This window comes from Virgibacillus siamensis (genome assembly GCF_900162695.1).
GTDB lineage: Bacteria > Bacillota > Bacilli > Bacillales > Amphibacillaceae > Lentibacillus > Lentibacillus siamensis_A.
Window position 1 is genome coordinate 2,830,910 of sequence record NZ_FUIH01000007.1, and the last position, 26,278, is coordinate 2,857,187.

Genomic DNA, 26,278 nt, shown 5'->3' on the forward strand with positions numbered 1-26,278 from the left:
AGGGCTGATTTTCCCCCCGAATGAAATACGTGTTTCAGTTTTATTTGGTTTCACATGAAAAAACTTCCGAAGTTCGGAAGTTCTTAAATCCATGGCAGCCCTCTATCAAAGAAAATCGAACGGCTCATTCTGGCAATAACGTCACCAGTCCGCTGAAACTGCTTATCGAATGCTTTTTCCGATGTATTGATGTATAAACCGGTGCCATCCCTGAACTCAACATATGTTTTATCACCCTGCTGCTCGTATCGCTCAATTTGATAATAAGAAAGCCATACACAGTCCATGCTTTTGGCAGACGCTGTCGGGAGCATGTAAACACCTTTACCCGGAATGACCGGAATCGGAACTTTATTATGTATTTTCACAAGTTTCTTGACGGATTTACGACGTCCTTCCAGTGAAGAAAAATAAGGTAAACAACTGTGGTCAATAATTTCCTCAGGCCAGTACTTCGAATGCCTCTCCCCCTGATTATCAAGAATAAGCGATCGGTAATATGACGAATCCTTCATTAAAATTGCTTTTGTATGTTGATTAATGATATAAACCGGTGACACACCTGCTACCGTCATTTGCCTTCCTCCCACCCTTATTATAAGACTATTGTACTAGGTTTGGAGATGTTTAGCTATCGTTTTTTTAAATTTTTCCAAAAAATTTACAGGCCCCCTAAAATCAGGAGACCTGTGGCTGGCAGTGAACTATTTGTTATTGTCATTATCATCATTGTTATCATTGTTGTTAAGCGGATCGTCATCTTGATTGTCGTTATTAATGTCGTCATCGTTGTTGATATCATCAGCATCATTATTATTGCCATTTTGATCCTGATTCATGTCGTTTCCATTATTGTTCTGATCGCCATTATCGTCTTCCTGATTCAATGGTGCTTCATCATCATTAACCGGATCCGGATCATCGTCATTCGCGCAACCTGTCGCCAGTGTAAGCGCCAAGACAGGTGCCCCCAGTTTAATAAGCGTTTTTCGGTTCATTTTATTTCCCTCCTTCACAAGTCCACTATCGCCCTTAGCTTATCCAAAATTGGAAATGTGATACTTTTGAGGAAGGGTTTATTTTTACTGAATCGCGAATGTAATTTCCGCTTCGCAGGCAACTTTTCCGTTAACCGAAGCGGTTCCTTTGCCTTTGCCGATTGGTCCTTTGACACGGATAATTTCAACATTCAGCTCAAGCTGGTCGCCTGGTTTCACCTGATGCTTAAAGCGGCATTTGTCAAGACCGGCCAGAAAACCGATTTTGCCTTTGTTTGCTTCCAAGCCAAGCACAGCGATCGCACCGGTCTGGGCGAGTGCTTCCACAATCAGCACACCCGGCATTACCGGGTAATCCGGGAAGTGCCCCTGGAAAAACGGTTCATTGGCTGTAACATTTTTAATCGCCTTGACACGTTTGCCTTCTTCCATCTCAATTACTTTGTCCACGAGTAAAAATGGGTAGCGATGGGGAATTGTATTTTTGATTTCCTGGATATCCATCAGGTTCCTCTCCTTTTATTATGGAAGTTTTTATTTCGAATAGGCAAAAAGCATGTCCATCAATACGGGCATGCTTATTTTTCCTTTTTCATTACAATATCAATAATGTGCTGCCATGTATCGGGATCAAGTACATCACCTGGCGCGCCATCTCCGACAATTCCATAGCCAATAATTGCACCGAGCAGTAAAGCAATTGCGCAAAGGACGAGTACAACGATAATCCGCAACCAGATGGGAAAAACCCTGCGTCTCGGTTTACGGTTTTTACGTTTCTCCGCATTGCGTTTTTTCCGCTGCTCCTTGCGCCTTGCTTCTTCTGAATCCTGTTGCTGATGCCGTTCATTTTCCTGTTCAGCAGTCCGATTATTCCGCTTTTTCTCCGCAGGTTTTTCGGTCAATTTTGTTGGCATGGTTCTATACTCCTTACGTTCCCAAGCTTCCACGCTCAGGGAAAAAATTCATGATGTTATCTGAGTTGTCAGATGAGTCTATCCATCTTTTCCTTGGTGCATTAAATGGATACGAATGCTGCATCTTGTTCTTGTCCGTCCTTTTTAAAGGAGGCATCTATTTTATAAGGCATGATACCCCCGTAAAAAGACAAATATCCCAGAATAGCTATAGTACCTTTTACTTAAACAATTTTTTTACGATCTACCTTGTCGATATTTTCCAGCATGATTCCCGTGCCGCGTGCAACACAATGCATCGGTTCATCCGATATGAAGACCGGTACTTTCAATTCTTCAGCAAGCAGCTGGTCAATACCGTCTATCAATGCACCGCCGCCGGTAAGAATTACACCGCGGTCAATAATATCAGCGGATAATTCCGGTGGTGTACGTTCCAGCACGGCTCTTGCACCTTGCGTAATCAGTGCAATCGATTCACGCAGTGCCCTTTCAATTTCATCTGAATAAACTGTAATGGTGCGCGGCAACCCGGAAACCATGTCCCGTCCGCGGATGTCCATTTCTTCCTTGCGCGAGCCCTGAAATACCGTTCCGATATTGACTTTGATATCTTCAGCAGTACGTTCGCCGATCAACAGCTTGTACTTTTTCTTTATGTACTGAAGAATTTCGATATCAAATTTATCGCCGGCCATTTTAATCGACTCTGCTGTTACAATATTCCCCATTGACAGTACAGCAACATCGGTAGTTCCGCCGCCAATATCAAGGACCATATTTCCGCTTGGCTGGAAAATTTCCATCCCTGCGCCGATTGCGGCAACTTTCGGTTCTTCTTCCAGATAAACGCGCTTTCCGCCTGACTTTTCGGCCGCTTCTTTAATTGCTTTCTGCTCCACTTTTGTAATATTCGTCGGGCAGCAAATCAGCATTCTCGGCTTAGACAAAAATCCGCGTACATTAATTTTATTTATAAAATGCTTCAGCATCGCTTCTGTAACATCAAAGTCAGCAATCACACCATTTTTCAACGGGCGAATGGCTTCAATATTTCCTGGTGTGCGTCCCACCATCCTGCGCGCTTCCTCACCAACCTCAAGCACACGGCCGGTCGTACGGTCCATCGCAACTACAGACGGCTCATCCAAAACAATCCCTTTACCTTTTACATGAATCAACACATTGGCAGTTCCAAGGTCAATTCCGATGTCCCTCGAAAACATTAACTCAGATCCTCCCTGCTCAAATAACTTCCTAACGCACTCTAACGAAGAGGGCATATTGCTACTAATATTATATTTTACCACAAAAATCAACATATAACTTTATAATTCGCAAAAATTATAGGGAATTTTTCTCATGGGTGGGGTAACTTGATCCTCGGGGCGCAGTTTTTATTGAGGGGGTGTAAGAAGGGGTTGACGGTTGATTTTGGTGGGGTGAGGGTTGATTTTAGCGGGATGGAGGTTGATATCATCGGAGTGAAGGTTGATTGCAATACGATATTGGTTGATTCTATGCCTTGGGGGTTGATATTCGTTTTTAAGGGTTGATATCCGTTTTGTGTTGGTCGATACCCACGTCTGAGGGGTGATTCCTTCGCCGTGAAGGTTGATTGCAATACGATATTGGTTGATTCTATGCCATTGATGGTTGATTTTCGTTTTTGAAGGTTGATTCCATGATAATAAAGGTTGATAATCCGAAATTGAATGTTAATACACCAGTTTTTAAAAAGACTTTTCCTGCTTTTTCAATATAAAAATAAAGGATTTTACAAACTTTTGTCGAATTAAGTAGTAATAATTTAAGGGGTGATTTCACTGAACAATACAGTCAGATACAAGACATATGATTTACTTTCTTATGAAGCGTTATTTCGGCGGCTGAAAGAACCATACCGTAATGACCAACGCATTATTTCGGAATACCGGAAACACAAGGCCGGATATGACGGGGAACGAAATGTAGATTACAAACTTTCCACCTTCCCGCAGAACGACTTCTTCAGTTTAAAAGGATTGCGGCTCAGCAATCATCCTCACTATTTTCAAATGGACACACTGCTTTTGACAAGAAAGTTAATTTATTTACTCGAAATCAAAAATCTTCAGGGAACTTTACATTATGACTCCAAACTATGTCAAATGACGCAGGAAACAAAGGACGAAACCGTCGCACACAAAGATCCTATTTTACAGGCCGAGGCACAAAAAGAACATCTGCAGGAATTCCTTGGTGATCTTGGTATTTTCGATGTCCCGATTGAAACCCTCGTTGTTGTCGCATATCCCACAACGATTATCAATAATATCCACCAGGAACAATGGGTTTACAACAAACTGATCCACAATGAAAATCTCCATCATCACCTGCACCGCCTATCCAACCTTTACTCAAAAGACATTATGACACATTCCATGATTCAAAAACTCGGAAGAAAACTACTGCAGTCCAACAGGCCACTTCAAAACGATATCCCCGCCAAGCACGGCCTTCATCAAAATCATTTCATCAAAGGGATTCCATGTTCACAATGTATCTCCTCTCCCATGATCCGAAAAAACAGAAAATGGATATGTCCGAAATGTCTGCATGAAAGTCGCGATGCGCATATCCAGGTCATTCTTGATCACTTTCTTCTTTTCGGGAAAACCATCACAAATCGACAGTGCCGGGAGTTGCTTGGTTTAAACTCTGCAAGATCCGCATACTTAATATTAAACTCCATGAAGCTAAAATCATCTGGCAAAAATAGGGGGAAACTATATCATGCTCCTAAATTAGGTGACTTCCCGCAAAAATCTTATTTCCCATTTCTTTATAGACAATTTTAACTGCATATTAAGGTATCAGAGTTGATAATCACTTGGCGAAGGTTGATACTTTGTCTTCGAAGGTTGATTTCCAGATATCGATGGTCGATTTCTCACCCTTAATGGTTGATATCTGCTTCTGAAGATTGATTTCCATCCGTGTGGGTTGATATCTGCTTCTGAAGATTGATATCCATCCGTGTGGGTTGATATCCACGTTCGACGGTTGATTCCTTCATCTTGAAGGTTGATTCCTTCCCCTCGAAGGTTGATTTCCGTACAATGCTGGTTGATTCTGTCTCACTGATGGTTGATATCCGCTTCCGAAGGTTGATTATTAAACTCACTGCCACACACCAAAAACCCAGCCTAAGCTGGGTTTTTGGTTGTCGGATGTACAGTTTGCCGCATTTCAGTCGGGTGACCACCCCCTTTAGGTTCGAACCACTGCTGTTGGATGTTGTGGCATTATCCCGGGCTGTTATTCGGCTGTAAGGTTACAATGCCGCCTGTCTGCCGAAACTTCAGAAGGAATGCTGACCCCCTTTTTCCTTTCGATTGCTCCTGAATATCCGGAATGCTCATCCGACCGGTTTTGCCGGTTTTTCATCTGGTGTTACTGTGGCGGTGATGCGGTATTTATTTCGGGTAGCCTCGCCCCCGCGGAGATGGCGGATTGATTTATGGTAGTCGAGTATATCTTTTACTTGGTTATAAAGTTTGGGGCTTATTTCCGGCAAGCGTTCTGTCAGATCTTTGTGGACTGTGCTTTTGGAAACACCAAATTCTTTCGCTATCACACGGACGGTTTTCCTCGTCTCCACGACATATTCACCTATCCTGATAGTCCTTTCCTTGATGTAATCGTGCACACCATTCGCCTCCCTGTGTTGGATATTTCCGAGGTGTGGTTTGAGACAAGGTGATACATATGTTGTGCTGCTCACTTATCTGCTTTCACGTCATGCTGTGCAGCTTAGCTGGTATGCGGTGTATTCAACTGTTCAGATTTTGTATGTAAAAAAAGGCAGGGATTAAGCTGGATGGAAAGCTACACATGCTTTCACCTCAGACTTTTCTGAATGCTTGGTTTGTAACATTTTATTACACTACAGGAAGGAATATGATTAAAATTACATCTTTGGGAATTGTGGACAGGAAGTATTTCTGAAGTGGGGGTGTTACTGTTTTGCCTAAAAATAGGGAATAGGGTTTGTTTTTCCGGAACAAAAATTACTACAGTAGTTTCTTCTCTCTTTAAATTAAGAAAAATTTACGCGCTTCTATGTTAATCCAGATCGCCTAACACAGGATCGTTCATAGGACCGCCATCAGCAGGTGCTGCTGAAACAGCTGCGCCACCCATTAATACGATACCAGTGATTACAAGAATAGCTACTAATTTTTTCATCCTGAATCCTCCTCCTTTCAAAGCTTATTAATTTTCGGAAAAACCAAACCCTATTTTATATAAAGGGCACTGACTAGCCCCTTTTTACAATTTCACTCCATTGCTTTCATAGCATTTAATGGCAGCCTGCTGAAAAAATAATCGCTGCGCTTTTCGATGAAATAATTGTAGGATTGCAGCAATGTTGATCTATCTTGTTTTGCAACGCCCAAATAATACATTTTAAATGGGCTGTCGATGTCAATCTCGTGGAGTATTTTTTCCGCTTTCCGGTAATTTCCTTTTGCTATTTCGATATGTGCCTGCTCACTTTTGTCAGGCGAGCTAATGCCATCCACCCGTTTAAAGTGGGCGGACAAAAAAGGAATGTTGAATTGTTCTATAATCTTCCTGGAGCTTTCCAACTGATGATCTTTGGCAATTTTTAATGCTTCGGACATGTGGAACATCCCCTGGAAGTACGTATCAAAAATATAGGATAATCCCAGTGTGGTATGGATGTTGACTTTCGTCTTGGGGTTTGTTGTCTGGTTCAGCACACGAAATGCATGCTTTCTTGCGATAATTACCTCATTGCGGACCAAATAATATGCAAACAGGTTGTGGTTCAAGCGCTGGTTGAAAAATGACAACAAAAACCGGTCATCAATTTCTTTAAATAGATGCTGCTGTTTTTCGAGGAAGTTTCCCAGTTTGCCGAATTGATCCAGTCCATAATAAATCGTGACTTTAATAAATTCGATAATGCATTTTAGTTCCGGCTCATCTGTCCGGAAATTTTCTGCATAGCTGAGCAACACATCTGGTGGATAGCGCCGCAGTTTACGGTCAATTGTAATCTGGTAGATGTCCGCCCATTTCTGATTCGATTTGTTCAGTGACTTTTTATTTTTGTTAATCAGGTTTTGCAGATCTTCAAAGTATCCATGCATGTACAAAAATTCCATGCCCTTTTTGTTAATGTCATCCGAATTGGATTGCAGGCATAATTTACGCATCAATAAACCAGCCGTCTCCGGATCATATTCCTGTGACAACATTAGATCGAGCTGCTCCATTGATAGTTTGTCATCTTTCGACAATGCACTTAATGAATTGGATACTGTATCAGTGTTGAATGTATGCATGGATATGTCACCTCACCACAAAACAAATACAAATTTTTTCTTAATACAATTTTCATCATTTTGTAACAATTTTTTCTATTACTTGCTATAATAACATATATTTCTGGAAAATCTAGTTAAATCGTTCGACAATTTTCGCAGAAGCCACAAAAAATAACCCCGGCATATACCAGGGTCAAGCTTTATGATAGTTTATGCGCTTGCTGATGTGGAAGATGATTCGGTCGTATTGTCCGTTGTATTACCATTTTCCGCATCGCTATTTTCTTCATCCTGACTTTGATCAGGAGAATCATCGCTATTATCGTTGCTGTCTGTATTACCTTCTTTGGTGCCATCCAGATTTTCACCATCACCGGCATTCTCGTCTTTTTTGCTGTCCTGGTTCTCCTCGGCATTACCGCTCTGTTTTTCAGATGCAGCTTTTTTCAAGGCACTTACAGGCTGTTTGAATACTTCTTCCGGATTAACCGCTTCGCCATCTTTTCTGATTTCAAAATGTACATGGGTTCCGAATTCCTGACCAAACCTGTTTTCACCGGCTGTACCGATAACATCGCCCTGCTTAACCTTGTCGCCTGCTTGCACTTTCACATCTCCAAGACTAGCATAATGGGTAACTACTTTATTTTCGTGCTGTAATGTAACAACCTGTCCCAGAAGCGGATCCTCTTCTACTTCCTTAACTGTTCCGCTAAGTGAAGCGAGCACATCAAATGATTTGTTTTCACCAGCTTTGATGTTAATCCCTTTGCTCTGGTAATAACGGTTGTTATACAGGACCAGTGCACTTTTTTGGGCCTTCGTATCTGCGTTGTAATCATAAAATTTAGTTACGATTTCTGCTTGATCCTGATTTCCGACAGGCATTTTGATGATTTCCTGCTGTTCAATAACGGGTTGTGCATCATTTTTATTTTCGGCCGGGTTGTAATAATCAGTAGATTTCTGTTCGTCCGCCATATCAGGCATCTGATTTTCCAGATTTTGATACCAAACTACAAACGCCAGCAAAACTGCAGCAACCGTTAAATATACTGCCGGGAAAAACCACTTCTTCCGGAAAATTCGACTCCACTTATTTTTTGGAGTACCGTTGTTTTCCTCTTTCATATCTCATCACCTCAACAACCATTCTGAGCAGAAAAAGGGAAATCTATACATTTGATGCAAAAAATTGTTGAATTTCATGCATTTTTTTATAGATTCCGGGAAAAGTAAGGCGTTTACGGGACAAAATCCCCGGAATGACAATCATCCCGGGGAACTGTTATTTTGCTACAAGCGTTGGTGCGGTTTTATTAATAGAGCTGATTTCAACGCCCTTGTAATAGTGTTTCACAATCTGTTTGTACGTTTTGCCGTGTTTCGCCATGCCGTTCGCTCCATACTGGCTCATACCAATGCCGTGGCCGAAACCCTGGGTTGTAAAAATCAAGTGATCATTTTTCTGTTCAATCGTAAAATCACTTGAAGCCAGCTCAAGTTTTTCGCGAATTTTCCGGCCTGAAAACTTCTGGCCGGCAATCTTCAGTTTATCGACCCGTTTTCCTTCTGTACGGGTTATTTCCATATCAATATCACCGGAATTCGGCAGTTTTACACCAAGTGCTTCTTCCACTTTAGGGACAGTAAATATTTCCTGCGCGAGGAATTTCGGTGATTTTTTATCCCACGGGCTTTTTACACTGCGCAGGTAAGGAACTTTATTGGACCAGTAGTCCTCTGAGTTTTCAGTATACCCATTACTGGTCGAAAAAAAGGATGCTGTAATCGGTGCATCGTCATACGTGAGAATCTCACCCTTTGTTGCTTTAACAGCCTTTTTTATCTTTTCCATTTTCCACTCAAAATCCTCTTCCAGTAAATCGCGCAGCTCCTGTTTGCTGTGATATACCTGGTCACTGACCGTATCCGTCACATCTGATTTGCCTGACTGGTCCTGACTGATCATATGATTGACGATGAATGTTCGGGCAGCCAGTGCCTGTGCCTTTAATGCTTCGATTTCAAATTCCCCCGGCATTTCCGAGGCTACCACCCGTGCGACATATGTTTCGAGCGGCACATTTTCCACTTTATCGGCGTTTGCCCGCATAACTGCAACGGAAAACGGCGAGTCTCCCATTGAAATATCCACTTTGCCATCTTTCTTTTCGTCCGCGGTATGCTGATCACTATCACCGACAAACGGGACAACAATCAGTGTCGGGATGATAAGGATGATTGTTATCAGGGTTGCAAAGAAAATAATTCCCTGCAGTCTCCATGGAGCAGCCCGCTGATTGTTGAATTTCGATGATTTCTGAAATGGCAGCAGATTACTGTGCTTTTTCTTTTTTTTCTTCCATTTACCAGGAATGTTTGGTTGCTTCATAGGCAGCCTCCCTTGTAATGTATCATACTGGAATCATTTCTAGCATTCCTACTATTAAACGTATACGGAAAAAGGAAGAAATAGAACAATAGAATGAAGAAAAGTGTAAGCGCCCGTATAGCAACGTACAAACTGGAGCACTCCGCAATGAGATAAAGGAAACACGGTGAGCTGGAAGCGAACCGATGTTGACTTTCACCACAAGGGTATAAGCGCGACTAGGCCTCTGGTTTCACCAATCGGCAAGTCTTCTTTATCGTAGTGGAGGAGTGTGAAGTTTGCTAGTTGCTGGGCGCTGGAACTGGACCTTTGAAAAAACCTGCATGACATAACATCTCTACAGGTTTTATCTCTGGCTTATTGCTGCTTTGTTAAGACAGATTCACGTTCCGGAGCATTTTTATTATAAAGGTGGCAGGCGACATAATGGTCCTGCTCTACTTCCTGCCATTCCGGTTTTTGCACCGAACAAATATCCATTGCCATTGGACACCTTGTCCGGAACACGCAACCGCTCGGCGGATGAATCGGGCTTGGAAGTTCACCCTCCAAAATAATCCTCTCCCGTTGATCTTCAATATCGGGATCAGGAATCGGTATCGCGGAAAGCAATGCCTGTGTGTACGGATGCAGTGGATTATCATACAGGGATTCGCTCTTGGTCAGTTCAACCATGTTGCCGAGATACATGACGCCAATCCGGTCGGAAATCTGTTTCACCATTGACAGGTCATGTGCAATAAATAAAAATGTCAGCCCTTTTTCCTGCTGAAGTTCCTTTAACAGATTAACAACCTGTGCCTGAACAGATACATCCAGTGCAGAAATCGGCTCATCCGCGATAATGAAGTCGGGGTCAAGTGCCAAAGCACGGGCAATCCCAATCCGTTGCCGCTGTCCGCCGCTGAATTCGTGCGGATAACGATTGGCATGGTCGCGATTCATACCGACCTCCTCCAGCAGCATGTAGACTCGGTCTGCCTGCTTCCGCTTATCTGAAAACATGTTATGCACTTCCATTGGCTCTGAAATAACTTCCCTTACAGTGGAGCGTGGATTTAACGATGCATATGGGTCCTGAAAAACCATCTGCATATCACGGTAAAATTTGAACCGTTCCTTCTCGCTCATGGCATGCACATCATTTCCATCGTACAGCACATTCCCGGCAGTTTTATCATACAAACCCATTATTGTCCGTCCGATGGTTGATTTGCCGCAGCCGGACTCGCCGACCAACCCGAACGTTTCACCTTTATTGATATAAAATGAGACGTCATTTACCGCCTTCAGATCTAACCCTTTTCCCATATCAAAGTATTTTTTCAGATTGTTGACTTCCAATATTTTTTCGCTCATATTATTTCTCCCCTGCCTGCTGCCAGTATCGTGCCGCGCCACAAAGTTCTTTTTCATATATGGTTCCATTCAGATCAATCAGTTCAATACCCTTTCCGGTTTGCGGGGAATGAAGCATTTTTCCATCACCATAATAAAAGCCGACATGGTGCAGGTTGCCTTTTCCTTCTTCATATGCAAAAAATAACAAATCACCCGGCATCAAATTATGATAAGAAACCTTTTCTCCGCCGGCCAATTGATCATCCGCATCACGCGGAATCTGATAGCCATTCGCTTTGTGCATGGCATAGGTAAATCCTGAGCAGTCATAACCGAATGCACTCATGCCGCCCCAGAAATAATCAAGCTTTCTATAATGTTCGCCTGCTGATACTAGTTTCTGTCCGGGCTGCTGCCTTATCCCGCTGCCAGTCTGATAGATAGCCGCGTGTTCTTTTGCAAGGAAAAGCGGTCCATTCGGTGTGGCTGCTTTTAACCGATTTCCTTCATCATTGAGAATCGGGAGCATTGTATTAAAGCTAAGTTTGATGACCGGCTCGCCATCAGCTGATTGCAGCCAGGCAAACTTCGATGTGACAGCTGCTGTCCTTTCCTGGTCCCATTCTGTTTTATGCACCTTTTTCAGCTGATTCAGCGGCACCCAGCCAGGGTAACCCCTTTTGTCCTTTTTGGAAGGCTGTGTTGGAATGACAATATGTGCCCAGTCATCTTTAATCTCCATAATGATAACCGCTTCACCATACAGCAGCTGTGTCTGTACACGATTTTCATCACAAAGGGCAACCCGTTTTTCAAATGTCAGTTCTGCTGTCCACCGATCCATGTCTGTCGGCGTGGAAATGCCCGGTGCATCAATGGCGCGTGCTGATTCAGGTGACGTCCATACGGTAGCGACCTGCACTGCTGCCACCCAAAGTACATCCGGCTCTTGATCAAACGTTTGTTCAGGCATGATAGATTCCCCCTTTTCCAATGCTTTGTATGATAGATCCGCTGTCTTATTAAAAAAATGCGGGCTCAATGAAAACATTATGATTCCGTGATAAATTCCGGATTGATTTTTTCAATACCAAGACCTGATTTCGTTCCAAGTGAGATATTGCTGCCGTTATAAGCAATGCCGCCTTCTATCAGGTCACCGGCGAGCATTAATGGTGCATCAAAATCATAGTTGATAATATTCGGCTGACTCGCGGCAAAATGTGCTGCAGCGGTAATGCCGATTTTTGTTTCAATCATACTTCCGACCATACACTTGACACCATAGATATCTGCCAGTTTGGCAATCTTCACTGCCTGATGGATTCCGCCTGCCTTCATCAGTTTTATATTGATTAAATCAGCAGCACGCATTTCAAGCAGCCGTCTGGCATCCCCCGTTGAAAAAACACTCTCATCCGCCATAATCGGTGTTTCCGTATTGGCTGCGACATATTTCAGCCCTTCAAAATCTGTTTTATGCACCGGCTGTTCAATCAGTTCGATATCAAGCCCAAGATCCTCCATTTTCCGAATAGCACGGACCGCTTCTTTTGCCGGCCATGCCTGATTGGCGTCCAGACGGATTTTCGCCCGCGACCCGACACGTTTTCGGATTCCCTGTATGCGTTTCACATCGTCATCTATTGCATCTTTGCCGACCTTTACCTTCAAAATTGAAAAGCCATCACTCATGTATTGCTGTGCATCATCTGCCATTTCTTCCGGGCTGTTCACACTGACAGTATAATCCGTCTCAATCTGGTCGTTATAGCCGCCCAAAAATTGCCATAGCGGCATTTGCGCTTCCTGTGCGAGACAGTCATATACCGCCATGTCAACTGCTGCCTTCGCGCTTACATTACCGATGATACTTTTATCGATTTTTTCAAATATCCGCTCATACTGCAAGATTGATTCATTAAGCAATAGCGGTTTGAATACATTATTAACGGCAATATCAATACTGGCGATGCTGTCTCCTGTTATAACGTGAGTCGGCGGTGCCTCCCCAAAACCGATTATTCCACTGTCACATGTTAGTTTGACAACAACTGTTTCAGCAACGGTTACAGTCCTTAGTGCTGTTTTAAATGGTGAATTCAACGGAATCGCTGCCTGGAATGTTTCGATCTGCTGAATTTGCATACCTGTTTCCTCCTTTCCGTACTATCGGATGCCCGGTTCGATAATCAATGATCTTTTTGCTGACGATAATGTAGCTGGTACACCCAACGGAAGCGAGAAATTGGGCATACAGTGGCCAATGTTAAATCCGGAAACAACCGGACCGTTCAATCCGCCCAGGTACGTTTGAAAAATTTCTTCCAATGTCAGCGACGGTTTGTCTTTTGGCGGGTCGCATTCGGCAAAATCACCAATAATAACGCCAGCTGCTCCAGCAAACTTCCCAGCAAGCTTCAGCTGATTCAGCATCGCGTCAATTCGATATGGCGCCTCGCCGATATCTTCCAAAAGCAGCAGTTTTCCTGCTGTATCAATTTCATATGGTGTACCAAGCGTGCTGATAAGCAGGGACAGATTACCACCGACTATTTCAGCCGATGCCTCTCCTGCTGCAATAACGTTTAACATTGAAACACTCTCTGTATAATAAAGTTCCGATGGTTCTAGCAGCTGTTGAAATAAACCTGCCGTATATGTATCAAAATCGTCATCCGCAATGTCCGAGACAGGCATTGGCCCGTGAAACGTTGCCAAACCTGTTTCCTGACGTATTGCGGTATGTAAATATGTAATATCACTGTATCCCCAAATGATTTTCGGATTGTTTCGGATCAGTTCATAATCAATATCCCCGGCGATTCTTCCTGTTCCATATCCGCCACGGGCAAAAATGATTGCTTTGACACTGTCATCTGCAACCATATCATGAAAGTCTGCTAGCCTCTCCGCATCCATCCCGGCCAAGTAACCGTATGTATTTTCCACATGCTTGCCCAGCTTCACATGCATGCCCATTTTTTCAAAAAAAGGGATCGCCCGCTGAAGACGGTCCGAATCAACAGGGCCTGCCGGTGCAACGATTCCAATTAGATCTCCCTTGTTGAGCCGAGGTGGCTTCATCATAATGATGTACCTTCTTTCTGTCTTTTTTTATGTATGGTAAAGAAGGAGCGAATGTTCCGCTCCTTCTTTACGTTGTTGTAGTAATCAACCTTCCATTCTAGTTATCAACCATCCTGTGCCAGAAATCGACCTTCACTGACCGGTTATCAACCTTCCTCGTGCGAATATCATCTTTCACCGCCATATATCAACCCTCACCGGCCTCATATCAACCGTCCATTCAAGATATCAACCTTCGCACAATCTGCTTTTTTTAAACTATTTCTTATCAGCCCACTTCAGCTCGAGATAGCCAACCGGGTGACGCACAATGTCTTTGACGTCATCTTTGTAAATGAATACCTGGTTATAGTAGTGGATCGGGAAGATTGGCATTTCTTCCGCCAGCAGTTTTTCCGCTTCATACATCAGCTGCCAGCGTTTCTCTTCATTCGTCTCCTTCTTCGCCTGGGCAATCAGTTTGTCGTACTTTTCGTTGGACCAGCCGGTGCGGTTCATCGTCGAGCCGGTTACAAAGCTTTCCAGGAAGTTGACCGGATCAGCGTAGTCAAACAGGAATGAACTTCGGGATAACTGGTGCTTCAGATTTTTCTGTGCTTCAAGGAACACGTTCCACTCCGTATTTTTCAAAGTAACATTAACACCAAGATTTTCACTGAACATATTCTGCATTGCCTCCGCAATTGCTTTGTGTCCTTCATCCGTATTATATGTGAGTGTCACTGGAGGCAGTTTGTCATACCCTTCTTCTTTCATGCCTTCTTTCAGCAGTTTTTTTGCTTTTTCCGGATTGAATTTAACAAGGTCACCGTTTACTTCACGGAAATCTTTGCCGTTTGGTCCCTCAAATCCTGGTGATACGAAAGCTTTTGCCGCTTCTTCCTTATTTTTCGTTACATAATTGACAATGTCCTCCTGGTTGATTGCCAGTGCGAACGCTTTACGGATTTTCTTGTTCTGGAATGGTTCTTTGTTGACGTTAAAGCGGTAAAAATAAAGCCCCGCCTGTTTTTCAATGACAACATTATCACCATCAATTAACTGATCAGCCATATCGGGTGGAATACTGGTCATGTCAAGTTCATCACTTTTGAACATCTGATACTCCGTGTTGGAATTGTTGACCATTGCCCAGTGTACCTTATCAAGACTCACAGTTTCTTTATCCCAGTACTGGTCGTTCTTAACCATGACCATTTCTTTTTCATGCTTCCATTTCTTCAGTTTGAATGGTCCATTGGCAACAAATGATTCCGCTTCGGTATACCATTCCGGGTTTTCCTTGGCAACTTTATGATTCACCGGGAAAAATGCCGGATTTGTTACGACATGCAGGAAGAAGTTCGTTGGTGCCTTCAAGGTTACCTTCAATGTTTTATCATCGACTGCTTTTACTTTCACATCATCTGCAGAGCCTTTGCCGGTATTATACTCCTTACCGCCTTCGATAAAATAGCCAAGAAATGCAGCTGGTGAGCCGGTCTTTGGATTTAAAAGCTGTTTCCATGCGTACACGAAATCCTGTGCTGTCACCGGATCCCCGTTTGACCAGTTGGCGTCTTCACGAAGATGGAATGTGTATACTTTTCCATCATCTGAAACATCCCAGTCTTCCGCCATGGCTGGATGGGGCTTATCATCTTTACCCAGACGTGTCAATCCTTCCATCAGGTTGTTCAGCACATTCCAGGAAACCGAGTCAAAGCCGATTGGCGGATTAAGTGATGTTGGTTCCTCGCCATTATTCATGTATAAAACCTTTTCGCCGCTTTCGGATGACCCTTTACTGCTTTCCCCGCTATCACCCCCGCTGCCGCCGTTGTCACTGTTACCCCCGCTGCCGGTCGTACATGCCGATAAAACAGCGATCAGTAATACGGAAAATAATAATAATAATCCTCGCTTCATACCAATTTTGCCCCTTTCAAAATTTATTTTGCGGCTGTTGCAGCCAATAGCTGTTTAGCCCGTTCATCCTGAAGCCAGCAGTCCACTTTGTGTGAATCGCTCAGCTCCGTCATTGCGGGATAAACTTTATCACACACCTCCATTGCGAATGGGCACCGTGCTGTAAACGGACATCCCTGTGGAGGTGAGAATAAATCTGGTGGTGTCCCGTCAATCGGCGTGAGACGATCTTCTTTCAGATCAAGCCGCGGGACGGATTTTAACAGTCCTTTTGTGTATGGATGTTCCGGGTGATAAAAAATTCCCCGTTTAGTACCGGTTTCGACCACTTTGCCTGCATACATAACGGCAATCCGGTCGGCAATTTTAGCAACAACACCAAGATCATGAGTAATCAAAATAATCGATACACCGGTTTTCTTTTGGATTTTGTCAAAGAGTTCAAGGATCTGCGCCTGAATCGTAACGTCGAGCGCAGTCGTCGGCTCATCCGCTATCAGCAGTTCCGGCTCACAGATCAATGCAATCGCAATAACGATCCGCTGCCGCATTCCGCCGCTGAACTGGTGCGGATACTGCTTGAGCCGTTCTGTCGGGTTGGGAATTCCAACCAGTTCCATCATTTCAATTGCCTTTTGACGTGCTTCTTTACGGGATATGTGATGATGCTGCCGCACTCCTTCAACAAGCTGTGTTTCGATCGTAAGCGTTGGATTCAGTGCTGTCATCGGATCTTGAAAGATCATAGATATATCCACGCCGCGCATCGCCCGCATTTCCTTTTCACGAAGTTTCGTAAGGTCCCTTCCATTGAACAAAATCGTCCCATTGGAAATTTTACCGGGAGGATCCGGAATCAGCCGCATAATGGCATTGGATGTAACACTTTTACCGCAGCCTGATTCTCCGACGATTGCCAATGTTTCTCCTTTATTTAAATGAAAATTCACCCCCCTGACAGCTTTCACTGTCCCGCCGTATGTAGTGAATGTTACGTGAAGGTCTTTTACTTCAAGAATCTTTTCCATATATGTCTCACCTACTTCCTCAGCTTCGGATCGAGTGCATCCTGAAGCCCGTCGCCTAATACGTTAAATGCAAACATCGTAAATGAAATAAAGAATGCCGGGAAAAATAATGTCCACCAATTTCCGGACAAAATGGCCCCGAGTGCATCATTCGCCATCACTCCCCAGCTGGCATACGGTGATTGAATCCCCAGACCAAGGAAACTCAGGAATGCCTCTGCAAAAATGGCGGACGGCACTGTCAGCGTCATTTGAACGATAATTGGTCCCATTGTATTCGGCAGCAGATTTTTGCGGATAATCCGCCACGTTTTCGTTCCAAACGATTTCGATGCAAGCACAAATTCAAAGTTTTTGATCTGCAGAACCTGCCCCCGCACAATTCGGGCCATCCCGACCCAACCGGTAACGGTCAATGCGACAATGATGGTGGTAAGACTCGGTCCCATTACTACCAGCAGCATGATAACGACTAATAAATACGGCAGGCCATACAGCACTTCAATAATCCGCATCATAATATTATCAGTGCGTCCGCCTTTATAGCCGGAAACCCCGCCATAAACGACACCGACGAAAAAATCAATCAAGGCCGCCATCAGGCCGACAAAAAGTGAAATTCGCGCACCATACCATGTTCTCGTGAATACATCACGGCCCAGTGAATCGGTGCCAAACCAATGTGTTCCGTTTGGCGGCTGAAACTGATTCGGCAAATTCTGTTCCTTTACTGAGAACGGCGAAACCATTGGACCGATAATCGCCATAATCGCAAGCAAAATCAGGAAAACGAGTCCCGCCATGGCAATTTTATTTTTCCGGAGACGTTTCCACGCATCCTGCCAATAGGAAAGGGATGGACGTGAAACCGTTTCTGCCGCTTTCAGGTCTTTCTCTTTCCACTTAAATAGGTCATCCGGCACTTGATTGGGAGCGTAGTTTGTCGCTGTTTCGTCTGATAGTTTCATAGATTATTTGCCTCCCTTTTTATGCAGCTTGATGCGGGGATCAAGGATACCGTAGACGATATCAACCAAAAATAACGAGAAGATGAGAAACGCACTGTAAAAGACGGTCGTCCCCATAATAACCGGGTAATCGCGCTGATTGATACTTTCAATAAAATATTTTCCCATCCCCGGGATTGCAAAAATCTTTTCGATAACAAATGAACCTGTCAAAATACCGGCCAGCAATGTTCCCATAATCGTCACGACCGGCATCAGTGCATTCCGGAGTGCGTGCTTCAAAATGATTTTCCACGGAAAAAGTCCTTTAGCACGAGCCATTTTAATATAATCCTGTGTAAGCACCTCAAGCATGGTAGAGCGCGTCAATCGGGCTATAATTGCCATCGGCCCGGTCGCGAGCGCTGTTACCGGCAGAATCATATGGATTGGACTTGACCATGTTGCTGCCGGGAGAATGTCCCAATCGACAGCAAATTTCTGGATAAGCAATGTCGCGAGAACAAAGTTTGGTATTGAAATCCCGAGCACTGCCACACTCATCGCAAAATAATCAATCAGGCCGTTGTGACGGAGTGCTGCCATAATTCCGAGGATAATTCCGGAAATGACAGCAACTAAAATGGTCACCATCCCCAATTCAAACGATACCGGAAACCCGCGGCTGAGCAGATCGTTGACAGTTGCATTCGGCTGCTTGATAGATGGCCCGAAATCGAGCGTCACAACAGATTTCAAATAGAGCATATACTGAACAGGCATTGGCTCATCAAGGTTGTAATGTTCTTTTAGATTTTCCTGAACGGCTTCTGTTGTACTCCGTTCTTCATTCAAAGGTGAACCTGGAATGGTGACCATCAGGATGAAAGTCAGCGTGACAATAATCCATAATGTCACTGCCATAATGGCAAACCTTTTCAAAATATATCCCAGCATTTGTCCCACTCCTATGAAAAAGTTGTACGCATCGCAAGCTCGGTCATTACTAGCATGGCCTGGTACGCTTCCAAAATATCGTCCGCTTCAAATCGAACAATTGTTGTTCCATCAAGTAATTTGGTGCCTGGCATCAGGTTCGCCCATTCTGCCTGCCCATGATTGTTAAATTCAATTTTCAACACCGGTTTATCAGGAGGAACAAGTGGTTGTACCTTATCACGGTTCTTAAGGGCATGCGCTGTCTTTTGCTGCAGCATTTCACCCGCTTTTTTCGGTGTCATGCTTTTTACAGCAGACCGTGAAATCGTCTTTTTCACAGCAGCTGTTGTGATATTCGGAATTAATGCTTCCGCTTCTTTTGCTGCCTGGTCATCACCGGCAACCATCAGTACCGGAACACCATAATGTCCCGCAACATATGCATTAAATCCGAGTTCCCCAATTGGTTTATCGTTTATGTAAAAATTCCGCACCGCATGAATCATCGCATGGGACATCACCCCAAATTGTCCCGCCTGCGCATGATACCCGACAAACATCGCCCCTGCATAGGATGTATCAATACCTTGCATCATCGAAAGCGGTTTCACATCACCGGTAATTAAAGTCGCATCCGGGTGCAACTGATCAATCATAATATTATTCATTTTTGAATGGCTGTCATTGATTAAAATTTCATCACAGCCAAATTTAAACGCCGCTTCGGCAACATAGTTCGTTTCCTCTGTCATGATCTTACGTGCTCGTTCATAATTATGTTCACTGGAATCCACATATGTATAATCGGGAAGACCGGTGATCCCCTCCATATCGACAGAAACATATAATTTCATGCAGCTCCCCCTCTCATTTTGTAATTTTCTTTCAATTTTATCATATTAAATCTGAAATTCAATGATAAATTTGGATTCTTTTTGGGGATAATGCAGTATTTATCGGACTGTTAGCATATGTGCCGGAGTTTAGCTAGTCATTCAGAAAAAGCAATAAAAAAACAGATGCTTGTTGCAGCATCTGTTTTTTATCAAATATAGTATAAATTCAACTGTTTAATTTAATTCAGCAAAAATTTCATCGTTCAAAACATCTGTTTTAACCGGATCCCCATTTTCATCGACACGCTCAATATCCGCACCAAGTGATGAAAGCTTGCCTGCAAGATCCACATAGCCGCGATCAAGATGCTTTAATTCGGTAACACGTGTATGCCCATCTGCACGGAGTCCCGCAAGAATCAATGCTGCAGCAGCGCGTAAATCAGTTGCCGCTACTTCCGCACCTTGTAATTTACATGGACCTTCGATAATGACACTGCGGCCTTCAATTTTCATTTTCGCATTCATACGACGGAATTCCTCGACGTGCATAAAACGATTTTCAAATACTGTTTCTGTAATCACACTCGTGCCATATGCACAAAGCATCAATGCCATCATCTGCGACTGCATATCCGTCGGGAAGCCCGGATGTGGTAATGTTTTAATGTCTGTCGGTTTCAAAATGTCAGGACCGATAACACGGATTCCACCGTTTTCTTCAAGAACCGTTACTTCCATTTCCTGCAGTTTGGAAATAACAGAACGTAAATGCTCACTCACAGCATTTTCAATTAAAATATTTCCGCCAGTAATCGCAGCAGCCACCATAAATGTACCTGCTTCGATCCGGTCAGGAATAATCGCATGTTCTGTACCGTGAAGCTTTTCCACACCTTCAATACGGATTGTTTCGGTGCCGGCACCAACAACCTTGCCGCCCATTTTATTAATAAAGTTTGCCAAATCCACAATTTCAGGTTCTTTCGCACAGTTTTCTATAACTGTTTTACCTTCTGCCAGTGCAGCCGCCATCATAATATTTTCAGTCGCACCGACACTTGGCATATCGAGATAAATTTTGGCACCTTGCAGACGCCCTTCTGACTTCAGTTCAACAAAGCCATTGCCAACATGTACGTGTGCGCCCATTGCTTCAAATCCTTTTAAATGAAGATCAATTGGACGTGATCCAATCGCACATCCGCCGGGCATTGCCACGTTCGCATGTCCATAGCGGGCCAATAACGGTCCCAGAACAAGCACAGATGCACGCATTTTCCGAACATATTCAAAAGGCGCCTCCGTTGTTAAGGTCTTGGAAGCATCCACGTGAACCGTATTATTTTCAAAATGTACATTCGCATTCATATTCCGTAAAACTTCATTAATGGTATACACATCAGCCAGGACCGGAACATCATTGATAACACTTTTTCCCTCACTTGCTAATATGCTGGCTGTGATTACAGGCAAAACTGCATTTTTTGCACCTTCCGCCTTAACAGTACCATTTAGCTGATTCCCGCCTCTTACGATGATTTTCTCCATGTTTTAATTCTCCTTATGTTCCAATTTCACTATATTAATATTCATTAATCAGGATAGGTGTTCCAATTGTAAGTTCCCGACTCCCGTTTTGACCTTTATTAACCGCCATTTGAAAGTTCAACGGCCGATCTTTCAGGTCAATTTTTTGATTCCATAGTGGTGTATACCCGTATATAATTTTTTTAACCATTGAATTCTTCACGGAATCTTTTTGTCTCTTTATATGTTTTAAATCAAGTTCGCTTTTCAGTTTATCAAAAAAATAAACACTACTCATTATATCATCAACTGTTGTCTTAATACAAGCAAACTTTGTCGAATCTTCGGTGAAAAAATTATTTTGAATCGTTTGTACCAAACGCCTGTATTGTTTCACCAAATCATCTGTCCAAAACTTCCCCTGTACGACTGCGATAAACTGAGCTTGATACTCCCTATCCTTTGGAATAATGACACTATAACTTTCGGAAATCCCCTCCGTTTTTTGCACGTGTCTAACTGAATATTTTATAGTGTTCGCATCGGCTTCTCCAGAGACTAAATAACTATTTTTGTGACGAAACTGTCCCAAAATTTCCTGCACTTTATTATACGTCATTTCTTCACGAATGGTGACTTCCCAATGATCCACTTCCAGCTCATTTTCCGTAACCAGTGCAGCCAGATCTGTCATCGCATCCGGCTCCATGCTTACTGCGGATGCACTATTTCCAGTTATAAAAATAATAAAAGCTATCAGAACAAATTTACGCATAATAAAATCCCCCTTGAAATTCATATCATCAGTATGAACCGGGAGATTCTTAAACATACTATCGTAAACTGGCAATCTATCGACAAGATTTACAAGTTATTTAGAATAGGAAAATCAGATCCCGCGACCATTGCAGGAAACTGAGAAAAAAGTTACTGACGCCAGTGCCAACCGCTATGGCGATAAACAAAAGCATAATCTTCGCTTCCATTGCCCGTCCCTTACGGATAAGCGGGTCAAAATTAATCGTCTGCATTACCCGCCATGTGATAAAAATGAAAATCAGATGCGATATCATACTAAATAATGCCATCTGTCCAATCGAAAACATTAAATTCACTCTTTCCAATTTGTATATTTTGCTTTGCTACCTGTAACTTTGCCACGGATACGAATGATTGTCAATCAGGACCGTTTTGTAAGCCCTTACGAGATATGACCATTTCTATCATTTCCCGGGAAATAACGACAATCTTTTCTGCCTGGAGGTGTGATTATTTTTCAGTCACATCTTTTTACTTTTAAGGCTTTTCCTTGGGGAGATGATGCTTTTATCGTGTGATTGATGTGATTCTGACATGGATGGTTGATATGGTTGGTTTGAAGGTTGATTTTGCATCACTATTGGTTGATTCCCTGGCCATGAAGGTCGATTTCATATCCTTGTTGGTTGATTTCCCAAGATGAAGGTTGATTCCTCTCCATGTCGGTTGATTTCCCGCATTGAAAGTTGATTCCGCACCACCATTGGTTGATTCCCTGGCCATGAAGGTCGATTTCATATCCTTGTTGGTTGATTTCCCGGGATGAAAGTTGATTCCTCTCCATGTCGGTTGATTTCTCATATTGAAAGTCGGTTCCGCATTACTTTTGGTTGATTCCCTGGCCGTGAAAGTCGATTTCATATCCTTGTTGGTTGATTTCCCGGGATGAAGGTTGATTCCTCTCCATGTCGGTTGATATCTCACATTGAAAGTCGGTTCCGCATTACTTTTGGTTGATTCCCTGGCCGTGAAAGTCGATTTCATATCCTTGTTGGTTGATATTCCCAAGATGAAGGTTGATTCCTCTCCATGTCGGTTGATATCTCACATTGAAAGTTGATTCCGCATTACTATTGGTTGATTCCCTGGCCGTGAAAGTCGATTCCATATCCTTGTTGGTTGATATTCCGAGATGAAGGTTGATTCCTCTCCATGTCGGTTGATATCTCACATTGAAAGTTGATTCCGCATCACTATTGGTTGATTAACACGCCGTGAAGGTCGATTTCATTTCCTTGTTGGTTGATATCCCGCAGTCGCAGCCAAACATTCCGTACTCATTCCACCAGCCAATATGAACGAAAAAAATCCCTCATAACATGTGTTACAAGAGATTTTTTCATTACTGAGCGATATCTAAACGATTCATTGCTCGTTTGAGTGCTAATTCTGCCCGTTGGAAGTCGATGTTATCCTGTTTAGCCTGGAGACGTTTTTCGGCGCGTTCCTTTGCTTCTTTTGCCCGGGAAACATCAATTTCTGATGGTTGTTCGGCAGACTGAGCAAGGATGGTGACTTTCTCTGGTCTGACCTCCAAAAATCCCCCGCTTACAGCAAGTTTTTCAGATCCATTGCTGCGTATCAGGCGTACAACACTGATTGTCAATGGCGCAACGGTCGGGATATGCCCGTGCAAAATACCGAGTTCCCCGCCTTCCGCTTTACAGCTTACCATTTCGAAATCATCTTCCAATACTGGCCCATCAGGAGTAACAACACTCACAGTTAGTGTTTTCAATGTAACCCCTCCTCAGACAGGTAGAATGCTGGATAAGATCCGCACGTTCGTGCATTGCAAAAACATACGTGAAGCGGAACTTTATCCAGTTATCGTTATACCCTGCGTCTTCGTTATTATTCCATGCCTTGCGATTTTTCTACTACTTCTTCGATGCGCCCTACCAGACGGAATGCATCTTCCGGCAGGTCATCATATTTTCCGTCCAGAATTTCTCGGAAGCCTTTAACAGTCTCGCTTACTGGCACATAAGAACCTTTTTGACCAGTGAACTGTTCAGCTACGTGGAAGTTCTGTGACAGGAAGAATTGAATACGACGTGCCCGTGCAACGACGAGTTTATCATCATCAGAAAGTTCATCCATACCGAGCATTGCGATAATATCCTGCAATTCTTTGTAGCGCTGAAGTGTTTGCTGTACTTCACGTGCAACATCATAGTGCTCTTGACCAACAACCTCAGGGTCCAATGCACGTGATGTAGATGCCAATGGGTCCACTGCCGGGTAAATACCTTGCTCGGAAAGTTTACGGTCAAGGTTTGTTGTTGCGTCCAAGTGAGCAAATGTTGTTGCAGGTGCAGGGTCTGTATAGTCATCGGCAGGCACGTAAATTGCCTGGATTGATGTTACTGAACCTTTATTTGTCGTTGTGATTCGTTCCTGTAATTGTCCCATTTCGGTTGCAAGTGTCGGCTGGTAACCAACAGCTGATGGCATACGGCCCAGAAGTGCGGAAACCTCCATACCTGCCTGTGTGAAACGGAAGATATTGTCAATAAATAACAGTACGTCCTGTCCTTCCTCATCACGGAAATATTCAGCCATTGTCAGACCGGTCAATGCAACACGCATCCGGGCGCCAGGTGGTTCATTCATTTGTCCGAAAACCATCGCTGTTTTTTCGATAACACCTGAATCTTTCATTTCGTAATAAAGGTCATTACCTTCACGTGTACGTTCACCAACACCGGCAAATACAGAGATACCGCCGTGTTCCTGTGCAACGTTGTTGATCAGTTCCTGAATCAGAACGGTTTTCCCAACTCCGGCACCGCCAAACAGACCGATTTTTCCACCTTTTGTATATGGTGCCAACAGGTCAACAACTTTAATACCTGTTTCCAGGATTTCAGTATCTGTTGTCAGATCCTCAAATTCCGGCGGCTGACGGTGAATCGGGTCACGCCTGATATCCTCTGGTAACGGTTCGTCAAGGTCGATACTATCGCCAAGTACATTAAATACACGGCTGAGCGTATTATCACCAACTGGTACAGAGATTGGATTGCCTGTGTCCTCTACTTCGATTCCACGCTGCAAACCATCTGTTGATGTCATCGCGATGGTACGGACCGAGTTGTCACCAAGATGTAGAGCTACTTCCAATGTAAGGTTAATTTCATTATCCGCATCATTGGATTTGATCGTTAGTGCATTATAAATTTCAGGGAGATTATCGTCATCGAATCTTACGTCGACAACAGGTCCCATAATTTGTGTAACGTGTCCTTTGCTCATCGATTTCCCTCCTAACTTACTTTCGAACTGGTCAAAGAGCTATTCCAGTGCAGCTACACCGCCGATAATTTCGGTGATTTCCTGTGTAATTTCTGCCTGGCGTGCACGGTTGTACGACAATGACAGGTCATCGATAATTTCATTCGCATTATCGGTTGCACTGCGCATTGCGGTCATCCGTGAAGCATGCTCGCTTGCTTTACCATCCAATAGTGCGCCATAGATTTGGCTTTCTGCATATTGCGGTAAAAGAACTTCAAGAATTTGCTCCTGATCCGGTTCATATTCATATTGACTTCCATATGCGGATTGCGTCTCCACATCTGTTATCGGCAATATTTGTTTCGATGTAACTTCGTGTGAAATTACACTGATATAATGATTATAGTTCAAGATTACCTTATCAACTTCTTCATCAACGAACATTTGAACAGTTCCGGATGCAATGGCTTTGATATCAGCGAAGTCAGGCTGATCGGCAAGTCCCGTTATGCTTTTGGAAACCGGCATGTTGCGTTTCTTGAAAAACTCATATCCGACGCGTCCAATTGCAATAACCGTGTACTCGTCTGTTGAAGTGTGCTCTTTGTTAATTGTCTTATAAACTTCACGGAGCACGCTGTTATTATAAGAACCAGCTAAACCGCGGTCAGATGTGATCACTACATAGCCGGTCTTTTTAACTTCACGTTCCTGCAGCATCGGATGTCTTGCATTCTTGTTGCCGTTCGCAATGCTGCCGACCACTTCCTGGATCTTCTCACTGTATGGTACGAATTGCTTCGCGTTCAGCTCTGCCTTGCTTAATTTTGAGGCAGATACCATTTCCATAGCCTTCGTAATCTGCTTCATTTTTGTTGTTGATGTTATACGTGCTTTTATATCTCTTAGTGATGCCAAGCTTTTTCACCGCCCTTTCATGAAAAGGTTGCG

At 43.5% G+C, this 26,278-nt stretch carries 28 protein-coding genes; 1 reads left to right on the forward strand and 27 read right to left on the reverse strand.

The annotated features are described in order from the left end of the window. Positions 1-83 precede the first annotated feature (83 nt). From B1K71_RS17410 to B1K71_RS17430, 5 genes are all read right to left on the reverse strand, one after another. Complete coding sequence (locus B1K71_RS17410; RefSeq protein ID WP_077329275.1) at positions 84-575, reverse strand: competence protein ComK; 492 nt, start codon at positions 573-575, stop codon at positions 84-86. 129 nt (positions 576-704) lie between these two features. Beyond that, complete coding sequence (locus B1K71_RS17415) at positions 705-998, reverse strand: hypothetical protein (RefSeq protein WP_077329277.1); 294 nt, start codon at positions 996-998, stop codon at positions 705-707. An 84-nt stretch (positions 999-1,082) separates the two neighbouring features. After that, positions 1,083-1,502 (reverse strand): 3-hydroxyacyl-ACP dehydratase FabZ, encoded by a 420-nt coding sequence (fabZ, locus tag B1K71_RS17420; protein WP_077329279.1) that lies wholly within the window; start codon positions 1,500-1,502, stop codon positions 1,083-1,085. A 74-nt stretch (positions 1,503-1,576) separates the two neighbouring features. Then, positions 1,577-1,915, reverse strand: coding sequence for a DNA-directed RNA polymerase subunit beta (locus tag B1K71_RS17425; protein WP_077329281.1), 339 nt, complete (start codon positions 1,913-1,915; stop codon positions 1,577-1,579). A gap of 224 nt (positions 1,916-2,139) precedes the next feature. Then, complete coding sequence (locus B1K71_RS17430; RefSeq protein WP_077329283.1) at positions 2,140-3,141, reverse strand: rod shape-determining protein; 1,002 nt, start codon at positions 3,139-3,141, stop codon at positions 2,140-2,142. A gap of 591 nt (positions 3,142-3,732) precedes the next feature. Between B1K71_RS17430 and B1K71_RS17440 the strand changes: the two genes are divergently transcribed. Further along, positions 3,733-4,755, forward strand: coding sequence for a nuclease-related domain-containing protein (locus B1K71_RS17440; protein ID WP_139343356.1), 1,023 nt, complete (start codon positions 3,733-3,735; stop codon positions 4,753-4,755). A gap of 98 nt (positions 4,756-4,853) precedes the next feature. Here B1K71_RS17440 and B1K71_RS17445 read toward each other — a convergent pair whose 3' ends face one another. The 22 genes from B1K71_RS17445 to atpG form a co-directional block, all read right to left on the reverse strand. Next, the gene (locus B1K71_RS17445; RefSeq protein ID WP_077329287.1) at positions 4,854-5,081 is read right to left on the reverse strand and encodes a hypothetical protein; all 228 of its coding nucleotides are present in this window, start codon (positions 5,079-5,081) and stop codon (positions 4,854-4,856) included. A 234-nt stretch (positions 5,082-5,315) separates the two neighbouring features. Next, positions 5,316-5,606: a sporulation transcriptional regulator SpoIIID gene (spoIIID, locus tag B1K71_RS17450; RefSeq protein ID WP_077329289.1), complete on the reverse strand. Its 291-nt coding sequence runs from the start codon at positions 5,604-5,606 to the stop codon at positions 5,316-5,318. Positions 5,607-6,022: 416 nt separating this feature from the next. After that, on the reverse strand, positions 6,023-6,145 hold the full coding sequence (locus tag B1K71_RS20305) for a hypothetical protein (protein ID WP_281250362.1): 123 nt from the start codon (positions 6,143-6,145) through the stop codon (positions 6,023-6,025). Positions 6,146-6,237: 92 nt separating this feature from the next. Then, complete coding sequence (locus B1K71_RS17455) at positions 6,238-7,272, reverse strand: AimR family lysis-lysogeny pheromone receptor (RefSeq protein WP_077329291.1); 1,035 nt, start codon at positions 7,270-7,272, stop codon at positions 6,238-6,240. Positions 7,273-7,464: 192 nt separating this feature from the next. After that, positions 7,465-8,385 carry a M23 family metallopeptidase gene (locus tag B1K71_RS17460; protein ID WP_077329293.1) on the reverse strand — a complete coding sequence of 307 codons (921 nt, stop codon included), beginning with the start codon at positions 8,383-8,385 and terminating at the stop codon, positions 7,465-7,467. A gap of 157 nt (positions 8,386-8,542) precedes the next feature. After that, positions 8,543-9,649 (reverse strand): stage II sporulation protein D, encoded by a 1,107-nt coding sequence (gene spoIID, locus B1K71_RS17465; protein WP_077329295.1) that lies wholly within the window; start codon positions 9,647-9,649, stop codon positions 8,543-8,545. Positions 9,650-10,006: 357 nt separating this feature from the next. Beyond that, complete coding sequence (locus B1K71_RS17470) at positions 10,007-11,008, reverse strand: ABC transporter ATP-binding protein (RefSeq protein WP_077329297.1); 1,002 nt, start codon at positions 11,006-11,008, stop codon at positions 10,007-10,009. Position 11,009: 1 nt separating this feature from the next. Next, positions 11,010-11,963, reverse strand: a complete 954-nt coding sequence (locus B1K71_RS17475; protein ID WP_077329299.1) for a C40 family peptidase — start codon at positions 11,961-11,963, stop codon at positions 11,010-11,012. Positions 11,964-12,040: 77 nt separating this feature from the next. Beyond that, on the reverse strand, positions 12,041-13,138 hold the full coding sequence (locus B1K71_RS17480) for a mandelate racemase/muconate lactonizing enzyme family protein (protein ID WP_077329301.1): 1,098 nt from the start codon (positions 13,136-13,138) through the stop codon (positions 12,041-12,043). 21 nt (positions 13,139-13,159) lie between these two features. Further along, on the reverse strand, positions 13,160-14,080 hold the full coding sequence (locus tag B1K71_RS17485) for a S66 peptidase family protein (protein WP_175631958.1): 921 nt from the start codon (positions 14,078-14,080) through the stop codon (positions 13,160-13,162). A gap of 258 nt (positions 14,081-14,338) precedes the next feature. After that, entirely contained in the window at positions 14,339-15,988 is a 1,650-nt protein-coding gene (locus B1K71_RS17490; protein WP_077329305.1) for a peptide ABC transporter substrate-binding protein, read from the reverse strand. Positions 15,989-16,011: 23 nt separating this feature from the next. Further along, complete coding sequence (locus tag B1K71_RS17495) at positions 16,012-17,016, reverse strand: ABC transporter ATP-binding protein (protein WP_077329307.1); 1,005 nt, start codon at positions 17,014-17,016, stop codon at positions 16,012-16,014. Between the two features lie 11 nt (positions 17,017-17,027). Further along, complete coding sequence (locus B1K71_RS17500; RefSeq protein WP_077329309.1) at positions 17,028-17,984, reverse strand: ABC transporter permease; 957 nt, start codon at positions 17,982-17,984, stop codon at positions 17,028-17,030. A gap of 3 nt (positions 17,985-17,987) precedes the next feature. After that, entirely contained in the window at positions 17,988-18,920 is a 933-nt protein-coding gene (locus B1K71_RS17505) for an ABC transporter permease (RefSeq protein WP_077329311.1), read from the reverse strand. Between the two features lie 11 nt (positions 18,921-18,931). Further along, positions 18,932-19,756: a M55 family metallopeptidase gene (locus B1K71_RS17510; RefSeq protein ID WP_077329313.1), complete on the reverse strand. Its 825-nt coding sequence runs from the start codon at positions 19,754-19,756 to the stop codon at positions 18,932-18,934. Between the two features lie 216 nt (positions 19,757-19,972). Next, positions 19,973-21,289: a UDP-N-acetylglucosamine 1-carboxyvinyltransferase gene (gene murA / locus B1K71_RS17515; protein WP_077329315.1), complete on the reverse strand. Its 1,317-nt coding sequence runs from the start codon at positions 21,287-21,289 to the stop codon at positions 19,973-19,975. Between the two features lie 34 nt (positions 21,290-21,323). Next, positions 21,324-22,043 (reverse strand): YwmB family TATA-box binding protein, encoded by a 720-nt coding sequence (locus B1K71_RS17520; RefSeq protein ID WP_175631959.1) that lies wholly within the window; start codon positions 22,041-22,043, stop codon positions 21,324-21,326. A 100-nt stretch (positions 22,044-22,143) separates the two neighbouring features. Beyond that, on the reverse strand, positions 22,144-22,374 hold the full coding sequence (locus B1K71_RS17525) for a DUF1146 family protein (RefSeq protein ID WP_077329319.1): 231 nt from the start codon (positions 22,372-22,374) through the stop codon (positions 22,144-22,146). A gap of 220 nt (positions 22,375-22,594) precedes the next feature. Continuing rightward, positions 22,595-23,095 carry a hypothetical protein gene (locus B1K71_RS17530; protein WP_077329321.1) on the reverse strand — a complete coding sequence of 167 codons (501 nt, stop codon included), beginning with the start codon at positions 23,093-23,095 and terminating at the stop codon, positions 22,595-22,597. Positions 23,096-23,429: 334 nt separating this feature from the next. Further along, a complete protein-coding gene (locus tag B1K71_RS17535; protein ID WP_077329322.1) occupies positions 23,430-23,825 on the reverse strand; it encodes a F0F1 ATP synthase subunit epsilon in 396 nt (131 codons plus the stop codon). A gap of 116 nt (positions 23,826-23,941) precedes the next feature. Continuing rightward, positions 23,942-25,345, reverse strand: a complete 1,404-nt coding sequence (gene atpD / locus B1K71_RS17540; protein ID WP_077329324.1) for a F0F1 ATP synthase subunit beta — start codon at positions 25,343-25,345, stop codon at positions 23,942-23,944. 39 nt (positions 25,346-25,384) lie between these two features. Further along, positions 25,385-26,245, reverse strand: a complete 861-nt coding sequence (atpG, locus tag B1K71_RS17545) for an ATP synthase F1 subunit gamma (RefSeq protein WP_077329326.1) — start codon at positions 26,243-26,245, stop codon at positions 25,385-25,387. Positions 26,246-26,278 lie beyond the last annotated feature (33 nt).

Bases quoted from the DNA above. Each gene is read 5' to 3' on its own strand.
- B1K71_RS17410 (WP_077329275.1), bottom strand. From the start codon at position 575: ATGACGGTAGCAGGTGTGTCACCGGTTTATATCATTAATCAACATACA.
- B1K71_RS17415 (WP_077329277.1), bottom strand. From the start codon at position 998: ATGAACCGAAAAACGCTTATTAAACTGGGGGCACCTGTCTTGGCGCTT.
- fabZ (WP_077329279.1), bottom strand. From the start codon at position 1,502: ATGGATATCCAGGAAATCAAAAATACAATTCCCCATCGCTACCCATTT.
- B1K71_RS17425 (WP_077329281.1), bottom strand. From the start codon at position 1,915: ATGCCAACAAAATTGACCGAAAAACCTGCGGAGAAAAAGCGGAATAAT.
- B1K71_RS17430 (WP_077329283.1), bottom strand. From the start codon at position 3,141: ATGTTTTCGAGGGACATCGGAATTGACCTTGGAACTGCCAATGTGTTG.
- B1K71_RS20305 (WP_281250362.1), bottom strand. From the start codon at position 6,145: ATGAAAAAATTAGTAGCTATTCTTGTAATCACTGGTATCGTATTAATG.
- B1K71_RS17455 (WP_077329291.1), bottom strand. From the start codon at position 7,272: ATGCATACATTCAACACTGATACAGTATCCAATTCATTAAGTGCATTG.
- B1K71_RS17460 (WP_077329293.1), bottom strand. From the start codon at position 8,385: ATGAAAGAGGAAAACAACGGTACTCCAAAAAATAAGTGGAGTCGAATT.
- spoIID (WP_077329295.1), bottom strand. From the start codon at position 9,649: ATGAAGCAACCAAACATTCCTGGTAAATGGAAGAAAAAAAAGAAAAAG.
- B1K71_RS17470 (WP_077329297.1), bottom strand. From the start codon at position 11,008: ATGAGCGAAAAAATATTGGAAGTCAACAATCTGAAAAAATACTTTGAT.
- B1K71_RS17475 (WP_077329299.1), bottom strand. From the start codon at position 11,963: ATGCCTGAACAAACGTTTGATCAAGAGCCGGATGTACTTTGGGTGGCA.
- B1K71_RS17480 (WP_077329301.1), bottom strand. From the start codon at position 13,138: ATGCAAATTCAGCAGATCGAAACATTCCAGGCAGCGATTCCGTTGAAT.
- B1K71_RS17485 (WP_175631958.1), bottom strand. From the start codon at position 14,080: ATGATGAAGCCACCTCGGCTCAACAAGGGAGATCTAATTGGAATCGTT.
- B1K71_RS17490 (WP_077329305.1), bottom strand. From the start codon at position 15,988: ATGAAGCGAGGATTATTATTATTATTTTCCGTATTACTGATCGCTGTT.
- B1K71_RS17495 (WP_077329307.1), bottom strand. From the start codon at position 17,016: ATGGAAAAGATTCTTGAAGTAAAAGACCTTCACGTAACATTCACTACA.
- B1K71_RS17500 (WP_077329309.1), bottom strand. From the start codon at position 17,984: ATGAAACTATCAGACGAAACAGCGACAAACTACGCTCCCAATCAAGTG.
- B1K71_RS17505 (WP_077329311.1), bottom strand. From the start codon at position 18,920: ATGCTGGGATATATTTTGAAAAGGTTTGCCATTATGGCAGTGACATTA.
- B1K71_RS17510 (WP_077329313.1), bottom strand. From the start codon at position 19,756: ATGAAATTATATGTTTCTGTCGATATGGAGGGGATCACCGGTCTTCCC.
- murA (WP_077329315.1), bottom strand. From the start codon at position 21,289: ATGGAGAAAATCATCGTAAGAGGCGGGAATCAGCTAAATGGTACTGTT.
- B1K71_RS17520 (WP_175631959.1), bottom strand. From the start codon at position 22,043: ATGCGTAAATTTGTTCTGATAGCTTTTATTATTTTTATAACTGGAAAT.
- B1K71_RS17525 (WP_077329319.1), bottom strand. From the start codon at position 22,374: ATGTTTTCGATTGGACAGATGGCATTATTTAGTATGATATCGCATCTG.
- atpD (WP_077329324.1), bottom strand. From the start codon at position 25,345: ATGAGCAAAGGACACGTTACACAAATTATGGGACCTGTTGTCGACGTA.